This window comes from Hydrotalea sp. (assembly GCF_049968455.1).
Lineage (GTDB): Bacteria > Bacteroidota > Bacteroidia > Chitinophagales > Chitinophagaceae > Hydrotalea.
In genome coordinates this window covers 52,838-68,964 of the sequence record NZ_JBMFQT010000006.1, presented here as the reverse complement: position 1 = coordinate 68,964, position 16,127 = coordinate 52,838, and the positions used below count along the sequence as shown (strand labels likewise).

Here is a 16,127-nt window from a genome sequence, read left to right as displayed (position 1 = left end):
AAATTTATTATATGCAAAAAATATTTCAATACACTATAATTGCTACAACTGCTATTACAATGGCTGCTTGTTCGGCAAAGTCATCTTCTTCTGAAGTACAAAATGAAAAGCAGCAATTAGCAGATTTAAAAAAACAACAGCAAAAAATAAATCAACAAATTAGCGATTTAGAAAAAAAGCTAGCACAGCAAGATACCAGTTTTGCCAATACTGAAAAAGCGAAGTTGGTTGTTTTATCAACTGTTGTGCCTCAAACATTTATTCATTATATTAATTTACAAGGACGTGTTGATGCAGTTAACATTGCTTATGTAGCTCCCAAGGGTGCGGGGGGTGTTGTAAAAGCTTTATATGTGAAGAAAGGTGATAAAATTCATAAAGGGCAATTACTATTGCAATTAGATGACGCCATAGCTAAACAAAGTTTAAATGCTGCACAGCAGAATATTGCTACTGTTCAAACACAGCTTGATTTTGCTAAAACATTGTATCAAAAACAAAAGAACCTATGGGATCAAAATATTGGTACGGAAGTACAGCTTATTACTGCAAAAAACAACGTAGCAAATTTAGAAAGTCAGTTGGCTACTTTGCAAAAGCAATTAGATATTACTAAGCAACAATTAGAGTACACGAAGGTTTATGCAGATATTGATGGAGTGGCTGATGATGTAAATGTTCGTGTTGGTGAATTATTTACCGGTTTCTCCGGAACAACTCCACAAATTAAAATTGTGAATACCAGTGATTTAAAAGTTACTACACAAGTGCCTGAAAATTATTTGGGTAAAGTGATGGTGGGTTCGCCTGTTAAAATAACCTTACCCGATATTAATAAATCAATTGATGCCACTATTAGCGTTATTGGAAATTTAATTGATGCTAATAACAGAAGTTTTTTTGCTGAGGCAAAACTACCTTCCGGAAAGGAATATTATCCTAATCAAGTAGCTGTTGTAGCCATTCAAGATTATAAAGCTAACAATGCTATCACTGCACCTATTAATACTATACAAAATGATGAAAACGGAAAATATGTTTTAGTAGCTGTAAAAGAGGGCGGGCGTTTGGTAGCCAGAAAACATTCTGTAAAAATTGGCATGATGAATAGCGATAATGTAGAAGTTTTAAGTGGGTTACAACCTGGTGATCAAATCATTACCGATGGATATCAAAGCTTATACGATGGTCAATTAGTTACTACAAAATTGTAGTACTGCTATTTTATAGTTAACCTTATACATACAGCTTTAAAATAAGTTTATGAGTTTATTAGAAGATATAAACAGCAAGTTTAAAGAGTTTGCGCCAACTACATGGAGTATTAAAAACAAAACGGCCATGTATTTAATCATGCTCTTTGTAAGTATTGGCGGAATTTTTCAATTTATTACATTGCCTAAAGAGCAATTTCCGGATATTGTTATTCCCACTATTTATGTGCAAACTATTTATGTGGGTAACTCGCCTAAAGACATTGAGAACTTGGTTACCAGGCCAATTGAAAAACAAATTAAGGGTATTACCGGAGCAAAAATTAAAAAATTTACCAGTACATCTCAACAAGATTATTCTGCTATTACTGTTGAATTTGAAACGGATGTAAAAACTGAAGTAGCACTACAAAAAGTGAAAGATGCGGTTGATAAAGCCAAGCAAGATTTACCTACCGACTTAACACAAGAGCCTACCGTATTAGAAGTTAGTTTTAGTGATCAACCCATTATGTATGTAAACATTAGCGGCGATTATGACTTGCAACAACTAAAAAAATATGCTGATGATGTAAAAGATGAACTGGAAAATATACCGCAAATTAATCGGGTAGATGAAGTGGGTGCACCTGATCGTGAATTTCAAATTAATGTAGATAATTTTAGAATGGAGGCAGCCGGTATTACATTCGATGACATTACTAATGCCGTACAGCGAGAAAACCTTGATATTTCCGGTGGTTTATTAGATGTAGGAAATATGAAGCGCAATCTGCAAATTAAAGGTCAGTTAAAAACCGCTGCAGATATTTCTAAAATAATTTTACGTAACCAAATGGGTGCTCCGGTTTATTTAAAAGATATTGCCCACATTAAGGATACCACCAAAGAAAGTGAAAGCTTTGCCCGTTTAGATGGGAAAAATGTAATTACCTTAAATATTATTAAACGTTCAGGTGAAAATTTAATTGAAACAAGTGATGCGGTGAAAGCTGTTGTTGAAAAAATGAAAGCATCATCACTTCCAAAAGATTTAAAGGCTGTTATCACCGGCGATCAAAGTATTAAAACAAGAAGCTCATTCAATGATTTAGTGAACTCTATTGTAATTGGCTTTGTACTGGTTTTAATTGTACTCATGTTCTTCATGGGCGTAGTCAATGCATTCTTCGTTGCCTTATCTGTTCCGCTAAGTATGTTTGTGGCATTTGTATTTTTGCCCGGTGCAGATTTAATTGTAGGTTCACACGTTACCTTAAACTTTATAGTGCTTTTTGCATTGCTATTTGGTTTGGGAATTATTGTGGATGATGCAATTGTAGTAATTGAAAATACGCATCGAATATTTACGCAAGGAAAAGGTAAAATACCTATTCAAACATCAGCCAGAATGGCAGCTGGTGAGGTATTTGTGCCTGTATTAGCCGGTACACTTACTACATTAGCCCCCTTCTTTCCATTATTATTTTGGCCGGGTATTATTGGTAAGTTTATGATTTATCTGCCTACCATGCTCATCTTTACTTTAGCTGCATCTTTAGTAGTAGCATTTATCATGAATCCAGTTTTTGCAGTTGACTTTATGAATCATCCTGAAGGGGAAGAGAAGCCTCCCAAAAAAGAACTATTTAAAAAGAGTTCTTTTTGGGTTGCTATTGTTATTGGTATTTTGTTAGATGTTATTGGATTAACTTTCTTTGGCAACTTGTTACTCTTCTTCATGATACTGGTAGTGTTTAATCGGTTTGTATTAGATGATGCCATTCATTATTTCCAAAATCACGGCCTACCATGGATAATGAATCACTATGAAAACCTTTTGCGATGGGCATTGTACGGATGGCGTCCGGTAAAATTATTGTTAGCAACTATTGCCTTGTTTTTTGTTGCATTAATTGGTTTTGTTATTGCTATCAGTACAAACCATGTAGGTATAACATTTTTTCCGAAGGGCGATCCAAACCAAATTTATGTTTATTTGAAGCTTCCGGTTGGTACTAATGTGTTGTACACAGATTCTATTACACGTGTGTTGGAAGGTCGTGTAAATAAAGTATTGGGTATTGATGAAGCCAAAGGCAAAACGAACCCAATTGTAGAAAGCGTAATTAGCAACGTAGCTGTTGGTGCTGCCGATCCTATGAGTGGTGATAGAAGCACACGTAGTGAATTAGGTAGAATACAGGTTTCATTTGTAGAGTATGAAAAGCGTCACGGCATTTCTACGGCACCATATTTAGATGAAATTAGAGCTGTAATGAAAGGCATACCCGGTGCAGAAATTACAGTTGATCAGGAAAGCTCGGGGCCACCAACCGATCCTCCAATTAATATTGAAATTGCCAGCGAAAATTTCGATAATTTAATTGGTACTGCTACATCGTTGAAAAATTATTTAGACTCGATACAAGTACCCGGAGTTGAAGAATTAAAAATGGATGTTGATTTAAAAAATCCGGAACTTACTTTAACCATTAATCGCGATAGGGCTTTAACGGAAGGTATTTCTACTGCACAAATTGGGCAACAAATTCGAACTTCTTTATTTGGTCGCGAGGTTTCTAAAATTAAAGAAGGAAAAGATGAATATAAAATTCAATTACGCAGTCAGGATTATCAGCGTCAAAATTTAAACGACTTGTTGAATATGCGCATTTCTTTCCGCGACATAGCTTCCGGTGGTGCAATTAAAAATATACCTATTAGCGCATTAGTGAAAGTTGAACCAACCAATACTTTGGGAAGTGTAAAAAGAAAAGACCAAAAGCGTTTAATTACGTTACGCTCCAATGTATTAACCAATCAGGGTTACGATGCAACCGGAGTAAATCAGGTGTTGAAAAAATATATTGATCAATTCAAGCCAAAAGTTCCTGCTGGTGTTACCATTAAACAAACCGGTGAGGGGGAACAACAAGCTGAAACAGGTGCGTTTTTAGGTAAAGCATTACTAATAGCATTAGGTTTAATTTTAATTATTTTAGTACTGCAATTCAATAGCGTTAGTAAGCCAATTATAATATTAACAGAAATTATTTTCAGTGTAATTGGAGTGTTGTTGGGTTTTGCTATTTCCGGTTTACAAGTATCGGTGGTAATGACTGGCTTAGGTATTGTTGGTCTTGCAGGTATTGTAGTTAAAAATGGAATTTTAGTAATTGAGTTTGCCGATGAATTACGTGGGCGTGGAATGAAAACACGTGAAGCTTTAATTGCTGCAGGTAAAACACGTATTATTCCGGTATTATTAACTGCTTTAGCTGCTATATTAGCATTTATACCTATTGCAGTTGGTTTTAATATTAATTTCATAACGCTGTTCTCAGAATTAAACCCGCACATTTATTTTGGCGGTGATAATGTGGTGTTCTGGAAGCCTTTGTCATGGACCATTATTTTTGGTTTGGCTTTTGCTTTCTTCATGACATTAATTATTGTACCTTCTATGTACTTGATAGCAGAGCGTTTACGCAAACCTATGCGCCGCATGTTTGGTGGTAAATGGATTAGCTTTTTAGCTATACCGCCATTTACAATAATTTTCTTACTATTAATCATTATAACATTAATTAACCACAGGCGGCATGTTCAAAAAAGAAAGCGCCTGCAATTGAAACATGTTAATGAAGCTTTCATAGGAAGCTGGTTTTAATACCTCAGTTTTTTCAAAAAAGGTCGTTATGATATTTTCATAACGACTTTTTTGTTTTTAGTTCTATTCAAAATGCTGCAAAACCTTTTGTATTTTCACTCAAAATTTTGGTATGATTCAAAACCATAAAATTGATTACCGGATTATTGGTGAAGAAATGCAATATGTTGAAATTGAGTTAGACCCTAATGAAACCGCTGTTGCTGAGCCGGGTGCTTTTATGATGATGGAAGAGGGTATTGCCATGCAAACTATTTTTGGAGATGGCAGTAAACAGAATAACGGATTGTTAGGTAAATTATTTTCGGCCGGAAAGCGGATGCTGGTGGGTGAAAATCTGTTTATGACTGCCTACACAAATGTTAGTGCAGGGAAAAAGCATGTAAGCTTTGCTGCACCTTACCCGGGCAAAATTATTCCTCTCGATCTCAATCGATTGGGCAACAAAGTAATTTGCCAGAAAGATGCATTTCTCTGTGCAGCCAAAGGGGTAAGTATTGGCATTGAGTTTCAAAGAAAATTAGGAACGGGTTTGTTTGGCGGGGAAGGATTTATAATGGAAAAATTAGAAGGTGACGGTATGGCATTTGTACATGCGTGCGGACATGTTGAACAAAAAGAGTTGCAACCGGGCGATTTACTTAAAATAGATACAGGTTGTATTGTTGGGTTTACGGCAACGGTGCAATACGACATTCAGTTTGTTGGAGGTATTAAAAATACATTATTTGGCGGTGAAGGAGTTTTCTTTGCCACACTCAGGGGGCCGGGAAGCATATGGATACAAACTTTGCCGATTAGCCGCTTGGCAGGCCGTATTTTACAATATGCAACATTTAAAAGGAAAGAAGAAGGAAGTGTACTTGGCGGTTTGGGTAATTTATTGGATGGTGATGGCTGGTAAAATTATTGTTATGACTTATGATATTCAACAAGCATTGTTACAAACCTGCCTACATTACTGGCAAGAAAATGTAAAGAAAACGGAGTATTGCTTTACCTTATTGTCTGAACAACAGGTTTGGCAGCAATACAATAGCGTTAGTAACAGTATTGGAAATTTGGTATTGCATCTTTGCGGAAATATCAGCCAATATATACTGGCAACCTTAGGAGCGCAGGATTTTCAACGCAATCGGAATGCAGAGTTTGAGCAAAAACCCCAATTATCTAAAGCTGCATTGTTAACGCAATTGAATGCGGTTATAGCGGCAGCCGTTCAAGTAGCAAATAATTATTCTTTTGATTGCTTGTTGAAAAATTATTCCGTTCAAATTTATGAAATGAGCGGTATTGCCATTCTTGTTCATGTAACCGAACATTTTTCTTATCATACCGGTCAAATTGCTTTGTTAACCAAACAAATGACCGGAAAAGATTTGGGTTTTTATGCTTCCTTAACTTAAATCGAATTTCTTTTTCTTCTGTCAACATCATGTTGTATGGCTCAAGTGAAATGACTGAAATGTATTAAATTTATGCCTGATGAAAAAGATAAATGCAATAATAATTCTGTGTTGGATACTACTGCCCATTACAATAATGGCACAGCGCAAAAAAAGATGCTCTTGCTTTATATACTGATTCAGCACAGCAAATATATTTTCAGCAACAAGCCAATCAATTGAAACAAATTGAATTAGAACGGCAAGCTGATTCTTTAAAAAAGATAAACCTCTTTCTTGAATTACAAAATTTTTCCGCTACAAATCAACAACAAAAACAAGTCTTGCAGCAACAACTGGATTTGTTGAAACAAAAAGACAGTCTTCGTGTGGCCGTTCAAAAACAAAAAATTGATTCCTTAAAAAAAAATAATGCATGGTTTTGCTGTAGCTCCTTTTGGCGATACCTTGTTTACTGTTTATACTTCATTAGGTAGTTTTTCTGCTGCCGACAGAGCAAATGCTATTAACAATCGAATTCAGGCATTGGCCGATAATTATAATTTTGCTGTTGATTCGCTAGGTATTGTGGATAATGAAAGTACGGTAGATATAGTGTTTCATGATTTAGTTGTGATGAGTATTACAGAAAATGATGCGTTATGGGAGAATACGGGTAAACTGCAATTGGCAAATTCTTATCTGTTAAAAATTAAAACTGCTATTCAGAATTATCGTCAGGAAACAAGTTGGCAAAATATTCTTAAGCAAATTATTCTGGCATTAATTGTAATTATTGTATTGCTATTTGTTGTACGTTATGTTATAAAATTATTTGTAAAAATTGAAACAAATATTGCTTCAACGCATCATGCACAAATTAAGGGGGTTAAAATAAAAAACTATGAATTACTATCTGTTGAACAGGAAATAAATCTAATTAAGTCTGCGCTGCGTATCATAAAATGGATCATCATTTTTATTGCTATTTATCTTGCCTTTCCCTTAGTATTTGGAATTTTTCCATGGACAAAAACAATAGCTACAAGATTATTATCCTATTTTGTTGATCCGTTAAAAAAAATTTTATTTGGTATTTGGGATTATTTGCCAAACTTAATCACCATTATAGTTATACTGTTTGTATTTAGATTGGTTTTAAAAGGCATTCGTTACCTTAAAAAAGAAATTGAAAAGGGCTCTTTATCTATTCCGGGTTTTTATGCAGATTGGGCAAACCCTTCTTATCAAATTATACGTATTCTTTTGTTTGCTTTTTTGCTTATTGTAATTTTTCCTTATCTGCCGGGTTCAAACAGCCCGGTATTCAGAGGCGTTTCAGTTTTTTTGGGTGTGTTATTCACTTTTGGATCTTCCGGTTCGCTCAGTAATATTATTGCAGGGTTGGTATTAACTTATATGCGCTCATTTAAATTGGGCGATCGTATTCGAATTGCAGATATTACAGGCGATGTGATTGAAAAAACCTTGTTGGTTACACGCATCAGAACCATTAAAAATGAAATAATTTCTATTCCCAATGCTACTATTTTAAATAGCCATACCATTAATTACAGTAGCGATGCGCCGGAACGAGGTTTAATTGTGCATACAACCATTACCATTGGGTATGATGCTCCATGGCGGCAGGTGCATGCTTTATTAATTAAAGCTGCATTGGCTACAACGTATGTTGAAAAAAATCCCGAACCTTTTGTATTGCAAACTTCGTTGAATGACTTCTATGTAAGTTATCAGATTAATGCTTATACGAAACAACCCAATAAACAGGCAGAATTATATTCCCTTTTGCACGCCAATATACAAGATACTTTTAATGAAGCAGGTATAGAAATTATGTCGGCGCATTATACCAATTTGCGAGATGGAAATCAGACCACTATCCCTTCTGATTATCTGCCTGATAATTATACTGCACCGGGTTTTATAGTAAACACCAAAAATATGAATGCGGATAATGCTGAAAATATATCATAAATCCGTCAGAATTGCTATTCGGTATTTTTATAACTTTCTATTGAACTAAAGCCTAATTTCGTTGGCACAAAGTTGGTATGTACTATGGACCGTTTGACCCAAAAAATTTCTGCAACAGGCTATTTTTCTGAAGATAGTTTACAGGCTTTTTTACAACAATGGCAACAATGGAAATTGCCCAAAGATTATTTACTGCTAAAAGAAGGCATTGTTTCAGATTATATTTATTTTGTATCTTCCGGATTGGCTCGTATTTATTATTTTAAACATGGCAAAGAAATTACCGAATGGCTGGCCATGGATGGTACTTTTTTTCTTTCTATTACCAGTTTTTTTAAACGTACACCCAGCAAATTGAATATCCATACCATTGAGCCATCTGTTATCATGGGTATACATCATGATGATTTGATGCATTTGTGTGATGAATACCATGATGTGGAACGCTGGTTGCGTAAATTGTTAACCCGCTCCTTAATTTCTTCTCAGCAAAGAATGGATGCCATACAATTTGAAACCGCCTTACATCGTTACAGGCGTTTGGCCGATGAGCATCCTACTATTTTACAGCGGGTACCATTATCTTATATCGCTTCATTTTTAGGTATTACACAGGAAACACTGAGCCGTATTAGGGCGCATCGTTAGTTTTTTGATAATTGTCAATGAAACATGTTCACAATCAATTGAACTTTATATTTCATTAACAATCAATTATGAAATTTTCTACACTATTGCCTGCCCTTGCTATCCTTTGTAGCACACCCACACTATATGGCCAATCAGGTAAAGCTAATGATTTAATAGCACGGATGACCTTGGAGCAAAAAGTTGAATTAGTAGTTGGAATGGGTATGCGTTTACCCGGTCCTACTGCTGCATCCGATAAAAAAGATACGGCTAAACATGCAGCGCCTGGTTTTCAGTTACCACCATCATTACCACAAGATGCTTCTATTCCTGAAAAAGTACCTGGTGCTGCAGGACGTACACATGCTATACCAAGTTTAGGATTGCCTTCTTTAACCTTATCCGATGGGCCAGCCGGGGTACGTATTAACCCTCTTCGTCCCAATCATCCCAATCAAACCTACTATGCAACAGCATGGCCGGTAGGTACTTTATTGGCATCATCATGGGATACCAGTTTGGTGCAAACTGTAGGGAAAGCTTTTGGACGCGAAATTCAACAATATGGTATTGATGTAATTCTAGGACCGGCTATGAATATTCAGCGAAACCCTTTGGGTGGCAGAAATTTTGAATATTATTCAGAAGACCCAGTAGTTTCGGGGCATATTGCTGCTGCAATGGTTCGTGGCATTCAACAAAATGGTGTGGGAACTTCTATTAAACATTTTGTTGCCAATAATCAGGAAACTAATAGAAATAGCATAAATACAATTATTAGTGAGAGGGCTTTACGCGAAATTTATTTGAAAGGATTTGAAATTGCCGTAAAGGAGGCGCAACCCTGGACTGTAATGTCTTCTTACAACTTAATTAACGGCACTTATACTTCTGAAAGCCATGATTTATTAACTGATATTCTTCGGAATGAATGGGGCTTTAAAGGCTTGGTAATGACAGATTGGTTTGGTGGGAAAGATGCCGTTGCACAAATGAAAGCTGGCAACGATTTATTAATGCCGGGTACTATTTTACAATACAATGCTATTCTTAAAGCTGTAAAAGATGGCACATTAAGCGAAGATGTTATTAACAGAAATGCAGCACGAGTAGTGGATTTAATTCTCGAATCACCCACCTACAAAAAAATTCCTTATACCAATAAACCTGATTTAAAAGCAAATGCACAAATTTCTCGAAAAGCTGCTACAGAAGGAATGGTATTATTACAAAACAACAACGCACTGCCGTTAACAATTAAAAACAATAAACAAATAGCACTCTTTGGCAATACTTCGTATGATATTATTGCCGGGGGTACCGGTAGTGGTGATGTAAATAAAGCTTATACCATTTCATTGGATAAAGGGTTATTAAATGCAGGATATAGCATTGACAAAAACCTGATTGAAGCTTATACCACTTATATAACAACCGAAAAAGCCAAACAACCTAAACCAAGATTCTTTTTTGAATTAGTACCACGAGTTAAAGAAATGAATTTAGAGGAGCCTTTGTTGCAAACAGAAGCACAACATGCTGCCGCTGCAATAATTACTATTGGCCGCAATGCCGGCGAAGGAGCTGACAGAAAAGTAGAAAATGATTTTACTTTATCTGTAGAAGAAAAAAACATGATACAAAAGGTTTGTGAGGCTTTTCATGAACAAAACAAGAAAGTAATAGTTGTTTTAAACATTGGCGGAGTTATTGAAACAGATAGCTGGCGCAGTTGGCCCGATGCCATTTTATTAGCTTGGCAACCCGGTTTAGAAGCAGGCAATGCTATTGCTGATATTATTAGTGGCAAAGTAAATCCTTCAGGAAAATTAGCAGTTACTTTCCCCATTCGTTATGATGATGAACCATCTGCCAAAAACTTCCCCGGAAAAGAATTACAGCCTAATGAACACAAAGGGTTTTCTTTATTTGGTGTGCCTGCAGAGGTAATTTATGAAGAAGGTATTTATGTTGGATATCGCTATTTTACAACCTTTCATGTAAACACTGCTTATCCTTTTGGTTATGGATTATCCTACACTCAATTTAATATGAAGCCGCTTCAGTTAAGTGCTAATGTTATGAAGCAAAATGTTGTTGTTAAGGTAAATGTTACGAATACAGGTAAAGTTGCCGGAAAAGAAGTGGTTCAGTTATATGTTTCTGCACCCCATAGTAAAATCGGTAAACCTGCAGAAGAACTAAAGGCTTTTGCAAAAACACCATTGTTACAACCCGGACAGTCAACAACCATTTCTTTTTCTTTAACTTCCGCTGACCTAGCTTCCTTTGTAACTGATCAATCTGCTTGGATTGCTGATGCCGGAACTTATACCATTAAAGTTGGAAATTCATCAGCTAATATTTTGCAAACAGCTACCTTCCAATTACCGCAACAAGTAATTACCGAAAAAGTAAAACATTTAATGGTGCCCCAACAACCAATAAACGAATTGGGGAAAAAATAAATAAACCTAGTAAAGTTAATAAGTGCAATTCCCAACTTCAACCAATAATTGCAATATAAAAGGCAACGTTCAAGGTTGCCTTTTATTTTATAAATTCTTTGCATTGTTTCAGGCAAGTAAAATACATTTACCTTTAGAAGGTATTCTATAAACATACTAAAAATAATTTATGCAATTTTCGGCTCAACAAATAGCAGACATGCTTCAAGGTGTTATTGAAGGTAATAATATGGAAACGGTATCTGCCCTATCTAGAATAGAGGAAGGTAAGCCTGGTTCATTATCATTTTTATCTAATCCACTGTATACACAATATTTGTATACCACAAAGGCTTCTATAGTAATAATCAATAAAGATTTTGAAGTAAAGGAACCTGTTACCGCAACTTTAATTAGGGTTGAAAATGCACAAGCAGCATTTGCGAAATTGTTGGAATTATACAATCAAATAAAACTTAACAAAACTGGTATAGCCCCTAACTCCCAAATTGAAGATACAGCCACTGTAGGTGAAAATGTTTATGTAGGTGCATTTGCATATATTGGTGAAAACACAAAAATTGGTAATAATGTAAAAATATATCCGCAAGTGTATATTGGTGATAATTGCATAATTGGCGATAATACCACTTTGTTTGCAGGGGTTAAAATATATTCTGAAACGCAAATTGGCAAAAATTGCATCATTCACTCAGGAACAGTAATTGGTAGTGATGGCTTTCGGTTTGACCCACAAAATGAGGGTAATAAAAAAATTGCACAAATTGGAAATGTGGTTATAGAAGATGATGTGGAAATTGGTGCTAATTGTGCTATTGATAGAGCGACGCTTGGTTCTACTATTTTAAGAACAGGGGTTAAATTCGACAATTTAATACACATTGCACACAATGTGGAAGTAGGTGCAAACACTTATATTGCAGCACATGGTGTTATTGCAGGCTCTACAAAAATAGGTAAAAACTGCATGTTCAGTGGGCAGGTAGGTATTGTAGGCCATTTGCAAATTGCTGATAATACCATCATTACAGCCCAATCAGGTATCTCTAAAAATATAACAAAACCAGGCGAAGTATATATGGGATCACCTGCATTTGATGCAAACAAGTATCGTAAAGCTTACATTCATTTTAGAAATTTGGAACAATTAGCCCAGCGTGTAACTGCTCTTGAAAAAAGTAAATGATTTTGATAATTAAATCTTAAGTGAAACCATTGCATTTAATTCCGGATCCCAAACCTTTAAACGCAGACAGGCAATAATATCTTTTGGATGTAAAGTAGTTACTGTGGCTTTTTGAAGTGCCGGTATTTGTTGCATGGCCTCGGGTAAGCGGTAAAAAGGAATTTTACAATTAAGGTGGTGAATATGATGATAGCCAATATTGGCAGTAAACCATTGCCATAATTTGCCCATTTTCATATAGCTTGAAGATTCCAATGCAGCTGCTGCATAACTCCATTCAGTATTGGGCCGATACTTTGCCCCAGGGAAATTGTGTTGTGCATAAAATAAATATGCCCCCAACATGTGTGATAAAAAGAAAGGTAGAAAAAATACAAAAAACCAAATTTGCCAACCAAAGTGTACCCACAAAAAAATGGCAATGCTAAAATGAATAAGCAACACTACTGCGGAATCCCAATGTCTTTTCTTCGAACTCAAAAATGAGCGAACACACATACCAAATATAAACATTGTAAAATAGGAGAAGAACATATTAAGAGGGTTCCTTATGGCTAAATAAATTTTTTGTTCTTTTTTGTTTGAAGCATAAAACTTTTGTTTAGTCATAATGGGATAAGAGCCAATACTGGCACTGTATAACTTTGCATTATTATTGTGATGATGATTATGTGAGCGTTTCCAAATGCTAGGAGGGGTTATCATATAAGCACCAAAGATGGTAAACAAAATATTGGCGCTAAAAGATTTATTTAAAATTGTATGATGCTGAAAATCATGAAATATGATGAACATTCGTGACAACAGCAGGGCACTTAGTATGCTAAAAAATAATTTTACTATTATACCTGGCAGTAGAAAAGAAGCAACTAAACTAGCAATTAATAAAATTGTAGTAGAAAGGGTGAAATACCAACTTTTCCAACGAATTTCTTTGGAAAACGGTTTGGTGGATAGAATTAATTCCTTTTCGTAGGAAGTATGCATTAAACAAACGTATGAAAAGTGCGTTGATAAAACATAAAATTGCCGTTAATTCCTACACATATTTTCCTTTTATAAGTATTTTAATCTTTTGGCGGCCTCCTGCAGTGTGGTTTCTTTTTTTGCAAAGCAAAATCGCAATACTTTTTCATCGGTTTTATTGTGGTAAAATGCCGATACTGGTATAGCGGCTACACCTACTGTTTCTACCAACTCTTTTGCAAAAGCAGTATCACACTTATTAGAAAGTTTAGAATAGCTGTAGCATTCAAAATAACTGCCATGAGAGGGAATATAAACAAATCCGGTTTCTTTCATGAGAGATCTAAATAAATCACGTTTTTTTTGGATTTCAATACATAGTTGAACATATTTGTTTTTTCCCTGTAAATAACTTGCCAACGCGTATTGTTTCGGCGTATCACAACTAAAGCAATTAAACTGATGCACTTTTCTAAATTCTTTCATCAATGCCTCGCCAGCAATACAATAGCCTAATTTCCAGCCTGTACAATGGTAAGTTTTTCCAAAAGATGCAATTACAAAACTTCTTTCCAGTAAATCGGGGTAACGCAACATGCTTTGATGCATTATACCATCGAAAATTAAATGCTCGTAAACTTCATCGCTAATAATGATTATGGGCGTATTTGCTACCAAATTGCTTAGTTGTTGAATATCCGTTTCAGTTAATACGGCACCGGTAGGATTATGGGGCGAGTTGATAACAATTGCTTTGGTTTTGTTGTTTATTTTCTTGGCTACTTCATTCCAGGGAATGGCGTAGTTGGGATATTCTAAAGCAATAAATACAGGAGTAGCACCATTTAAAATGATATTAGGTACATAGCTATCATAAGCAGGTTCAAAAACAATTACTTCATCTCCCGGCTGTAAGATAGTGGTAAGGGCTGTATAAATGGCATAGGTGCCACCAGGTGTAATGGTTATAGAAGTTTCAGCATTTATATAAGTATGATATAAATAGTAAACTTTTTCGGCAATGGCTTCCCGTAATGCGGGTATGCCATTGGTATGTGCATATTGGTTAAAACCATCTTTCATTGCCTGGTTAACTGCTTCCACTAATGCTTCATCCATCATAAAATCGGGGAAGCCTTGCCCTAAATTTATGGCATTATGTGTATTGGCCAATTGACTCATTACAGTAAAAATGGTAGTGCCTACCTGAGGTAATTTTGATTGAATTTGCATAGCAGTAAAATAATAATGTAATTTAATAAACTTAAGGTGCTATGGTGCCGGCAACTCGTTTCAGTTCTATTTCCGCAGCTTTGGCCGCATAACTTAAATTCACCAGTTTATAACCAGCTTCTTCAAAACTTTGTTGCGCTGCTCGTACTTCCAAAATAGTGGCTTGGGATAAACTAAATCGTTGCAAGGTTAAATTAACTAACTGCTCTGATAAATGATTAATGGCATATTGGGCAGCAATTAAGTCTAATGTATGAATATACATTTGATAGGTTTTGGCCAAATCGGTTTGGTAGTTTAAAATAATGGCTTCTTTTTGTGTTTTAGAAATTTGGGTGTTAATGGCAGCTGTTTGTTGTTGCCTTTTTAAGATACTTCCATTATAAATTGGTACAGACAAATTTAAACCTACATAAGGCCCATACTGTTGGTTTAACAAAATTTGTCCACCATTGCTGGTACTTCGTCCATAGTTAATGCCTCCATTTAAACGCAATGAGGGGTAGCGTAATGCTGCTGTTTGCTTTTCAGCCAACTCATTAATGGTAATTTGTTGTGAGGCAGCAATAATATCAGGGTTTTGTTGTAATCGGGTTAAAATATCATCGAATTTTATATTGTTTTCGATGGCTATGGAGTCGGTAAGAACGATGGTTGAATCGGCAGTAAGGCTTAGTAGGTTTAGTAAATCGGCCTTGGTTTGTTCAACTACAATTTTTTGCGATTGGAAGTCTTGCTCCTTGCTATGTAAATCAATTTCAGCTTGAAATAAATCGGCATCATTGGCATAACCTACACTACGTTTGGCATTAATAATTTCCAGTTGTTTTTTTGAAACATCAATACTTTTTGAAAGTGTGATTAAATAACTATTTTGTCTTACGGCATCGAAATATTTCGTCATTACAGCAGCAATGGTATTTTGCACCTGCGAATTGAAGAATGATTCGCTTTGTGCTTCAATAGCTTCTAATTGTTTTTTGGTGGCAATTACTCGGTAGCCGTTGGATAGTAGTATGGAACCGGCTACACCTGCATTAAGGTTATTGCTAATGGCTCCATTTCGGGTTAAATCTCTGTCGCCGGTTGCACTGTTAATTTTTTGATTAATATTTACAATGCTTTCCTGATTGGTGGCAGTGCCCGTAACTGTAGGTAAACCACCTGCAACACCAATGTTGTTATTGACTTTTGCAATATCAATATTGCTTTTGGCAATTTGAATATTGTAATTCTGTTTCAAAGCCAGGTTTACGGCATCTAAAACTGAAAGTGGGTGTTGAGCCATTACCTGTAATACACCACAGCCCAAGGCCAATAAAAAAAACTTTCTCATAATGCATGAAATTAGCGTTGGTGCAGGGTTGTATCAAATATATTTTATGAACGGATGAG

General features: G+C 35.5%; 12 protein-coding genes. 9 read left to right on the top strand and 3 right to left on the bottom strand.

Annotated elements, in window-relative coordinates; genetic code table 11:
• Positions 1 to 11 precede the first annotated feature (11 nt).
• The 8 genes from ACP5P5_RS05915 (at position 12) to lpxD (ending at position 12,533) form a co-directional block, all read left to right on the top strand.
• Entirely contained in the window at positions 12 to 1,214 is a 1,203-nt protein-coding gene (locus ACP5P5_RS05915; protein WP_428285182.1) for an efflux RND transporter periplasmic adaptor subunit, read from the top strand.
• Between the two features lie 49 nt (positions 1,215 to 1,263).
• On the top strand, positions 1,264 to 4,866 hold the full coding sequence (locus tag ACP5P5_RS05910; protein ID WP_428285181.1) for an efflux RND transporter permease subunit: 3,603 nt from the start codon (positions 1,264 to 1,266) through the stop codon (positions 4,864 to 4,866).
• A gap of 112 nt (positions 4,867 to 4,978) precedes the next feature.
• Complete coding sequence (locus tag ACP5P5_RS05905; RefSeq protein ID WP_428285180.1) at positions 4,979 to 5,770, top strand: TIGR00266 family protein; 792 nt, start codon at positions 4,979 to 4,981, stop codon at positions 5,768 to 5,770.
• Positions 5,694 to 6,272, top strand: a complete 579-nt coding sequence (locus ACP5P5_RS05900; RefSeq protein ID WP_428285179.1) for a DinB family protein — start codon at positions 5,694 to 5,696, stop codon at positions 6,270 to 6,272. Before ACP5P5_RS05905 ends, ACP5P5_RS05900 begins: the two co-directional genes overlap by 77 nt.
• A 411-nt stretch (positions 6,273 to 6,683) precedes the next feature.
• Positions 6,684 to 8,249 (top strand): mechanosensitive ion channel family protein, encoded by a 1,566-nt coding sequence (locus tag ACP5P5_RS05895; protein ID WP_428285178.1) that lies wholly within the window; start codon positions 6,684 to 6,686, stop codon positions 8,247 to 8,249.
• Between the two features lie 84 nt (positions 8,250 to 8,333).
• On the top strand, positions 8,334 to 8,897 hold the full coding sequence (locus ACP5P5_RS05890) for a Crp/Fnr family transcriptional regulator (protein WP_428285177.1): 564 nt from the start codon (positions 8,334 to 8,336) through the stop codon (positions 8,895 to 8,897).
• Between the two features lie 68 nt (positions 8,898 to 8,965).
• Positions 8,966 to 11,347 carry a glycoside hydrolase family 3 N-terminal domain-containing protein gene (locus ACP5P5_RS05885; RefSeq protein ID WP_428285176.1) on the top strand — a complete coding sequence of 794 codons (2,382 nt, stop codon included), beginning with the start codon at positions 8,966 to 8,968 and terminating at the stop codon, positions 11,345 to 11,347.
• A gap of 169 nt (positions 11,348 to 11,516) precedes the next feature.
• Positions 11,517 to 12,533: a UDP-3-O-(3-hydroxymyristoyl)glucosamine N-acyltransferase gene (gene lpxD / locus ACP5P5_RS05880; protein WP_428285175.1), complete on the top strand. Its 1,017-nt coding sequence runs from the start codon at positions 11,517 to 11,519 to the stop codon at positions 12,531 to 12,533.
• Positions 12,534 to 12,542: 9 nt separating this feature from the next.
• On the opposite strand, the gene ACP5P5_RS05875 is transcribed toward lpxD, so the two are convergent.
• A complete protein-coding gene (locus ACP5P5_RS05875; RefSeq protein ID WP_428285174.1) occupies positions 12,543 to 13,328 on the bottom strand; it encodes a fatty acid desaturase in 786 nt (261 codons plus the stop codon).
• On the opposite strand from ACP5P5_RS05875, the gene ACP5P5_RS05870 reads away from it, so the two are divergent.
• Positions 13,318 to 13,509, top strand: a complete 192-nt coding sequence (locus ACP5P5_RS05870; protein WP_428285173.1) for a hypothetical protein — start codon at positions 13,318 to 13,320, stop codon at positions 13,507 to 13,509. The genes ACP5P5_RS05875 and ACP5P5_RS05870 overlap by 11 nt on opposite strands.
• A gap of 80 nt (positions 13,510 to 13,589) precedes the next feature.
• On the opposite strand, the gene ACP5P5_RS05865 is transcribed toward ACP5P5_RS05870, so the two are convergent.
• Together ACP5P5_RS05865 and ACP5P5_RS05860 are read right to left on the bottom strand one after the other, a co-directional pair.
• Positions 13,590 to 14,732 (bottom strand): methionine aminotransferase, encoded by a 1,143-nt coding sequence (locus ACP5P5_RS05865; RefSeq protein ID WP_428285172.1) that lies wholly within the window; start codon positions 14,730 to 14,732, stop codon positions 13,590 to 13,592.
• 31 nt (positions 14,733 to 14,763) lie between these two features.
• The gene (locus ACP5P5_RS05860; RefSeq protein ID WP_428285171.1) at positions 14,764 to 16,068 is read right to left on the bottom strand and encodes a TolC family protein; all 1,305 of its coding nucleotides are present in this window, start codon (positions 16,066 to 16,068) and stop codon (positions 14,764 to 14,766) included.
• Positions 16,069 to 16,127 lie beyond the last annotated feature (59 nt).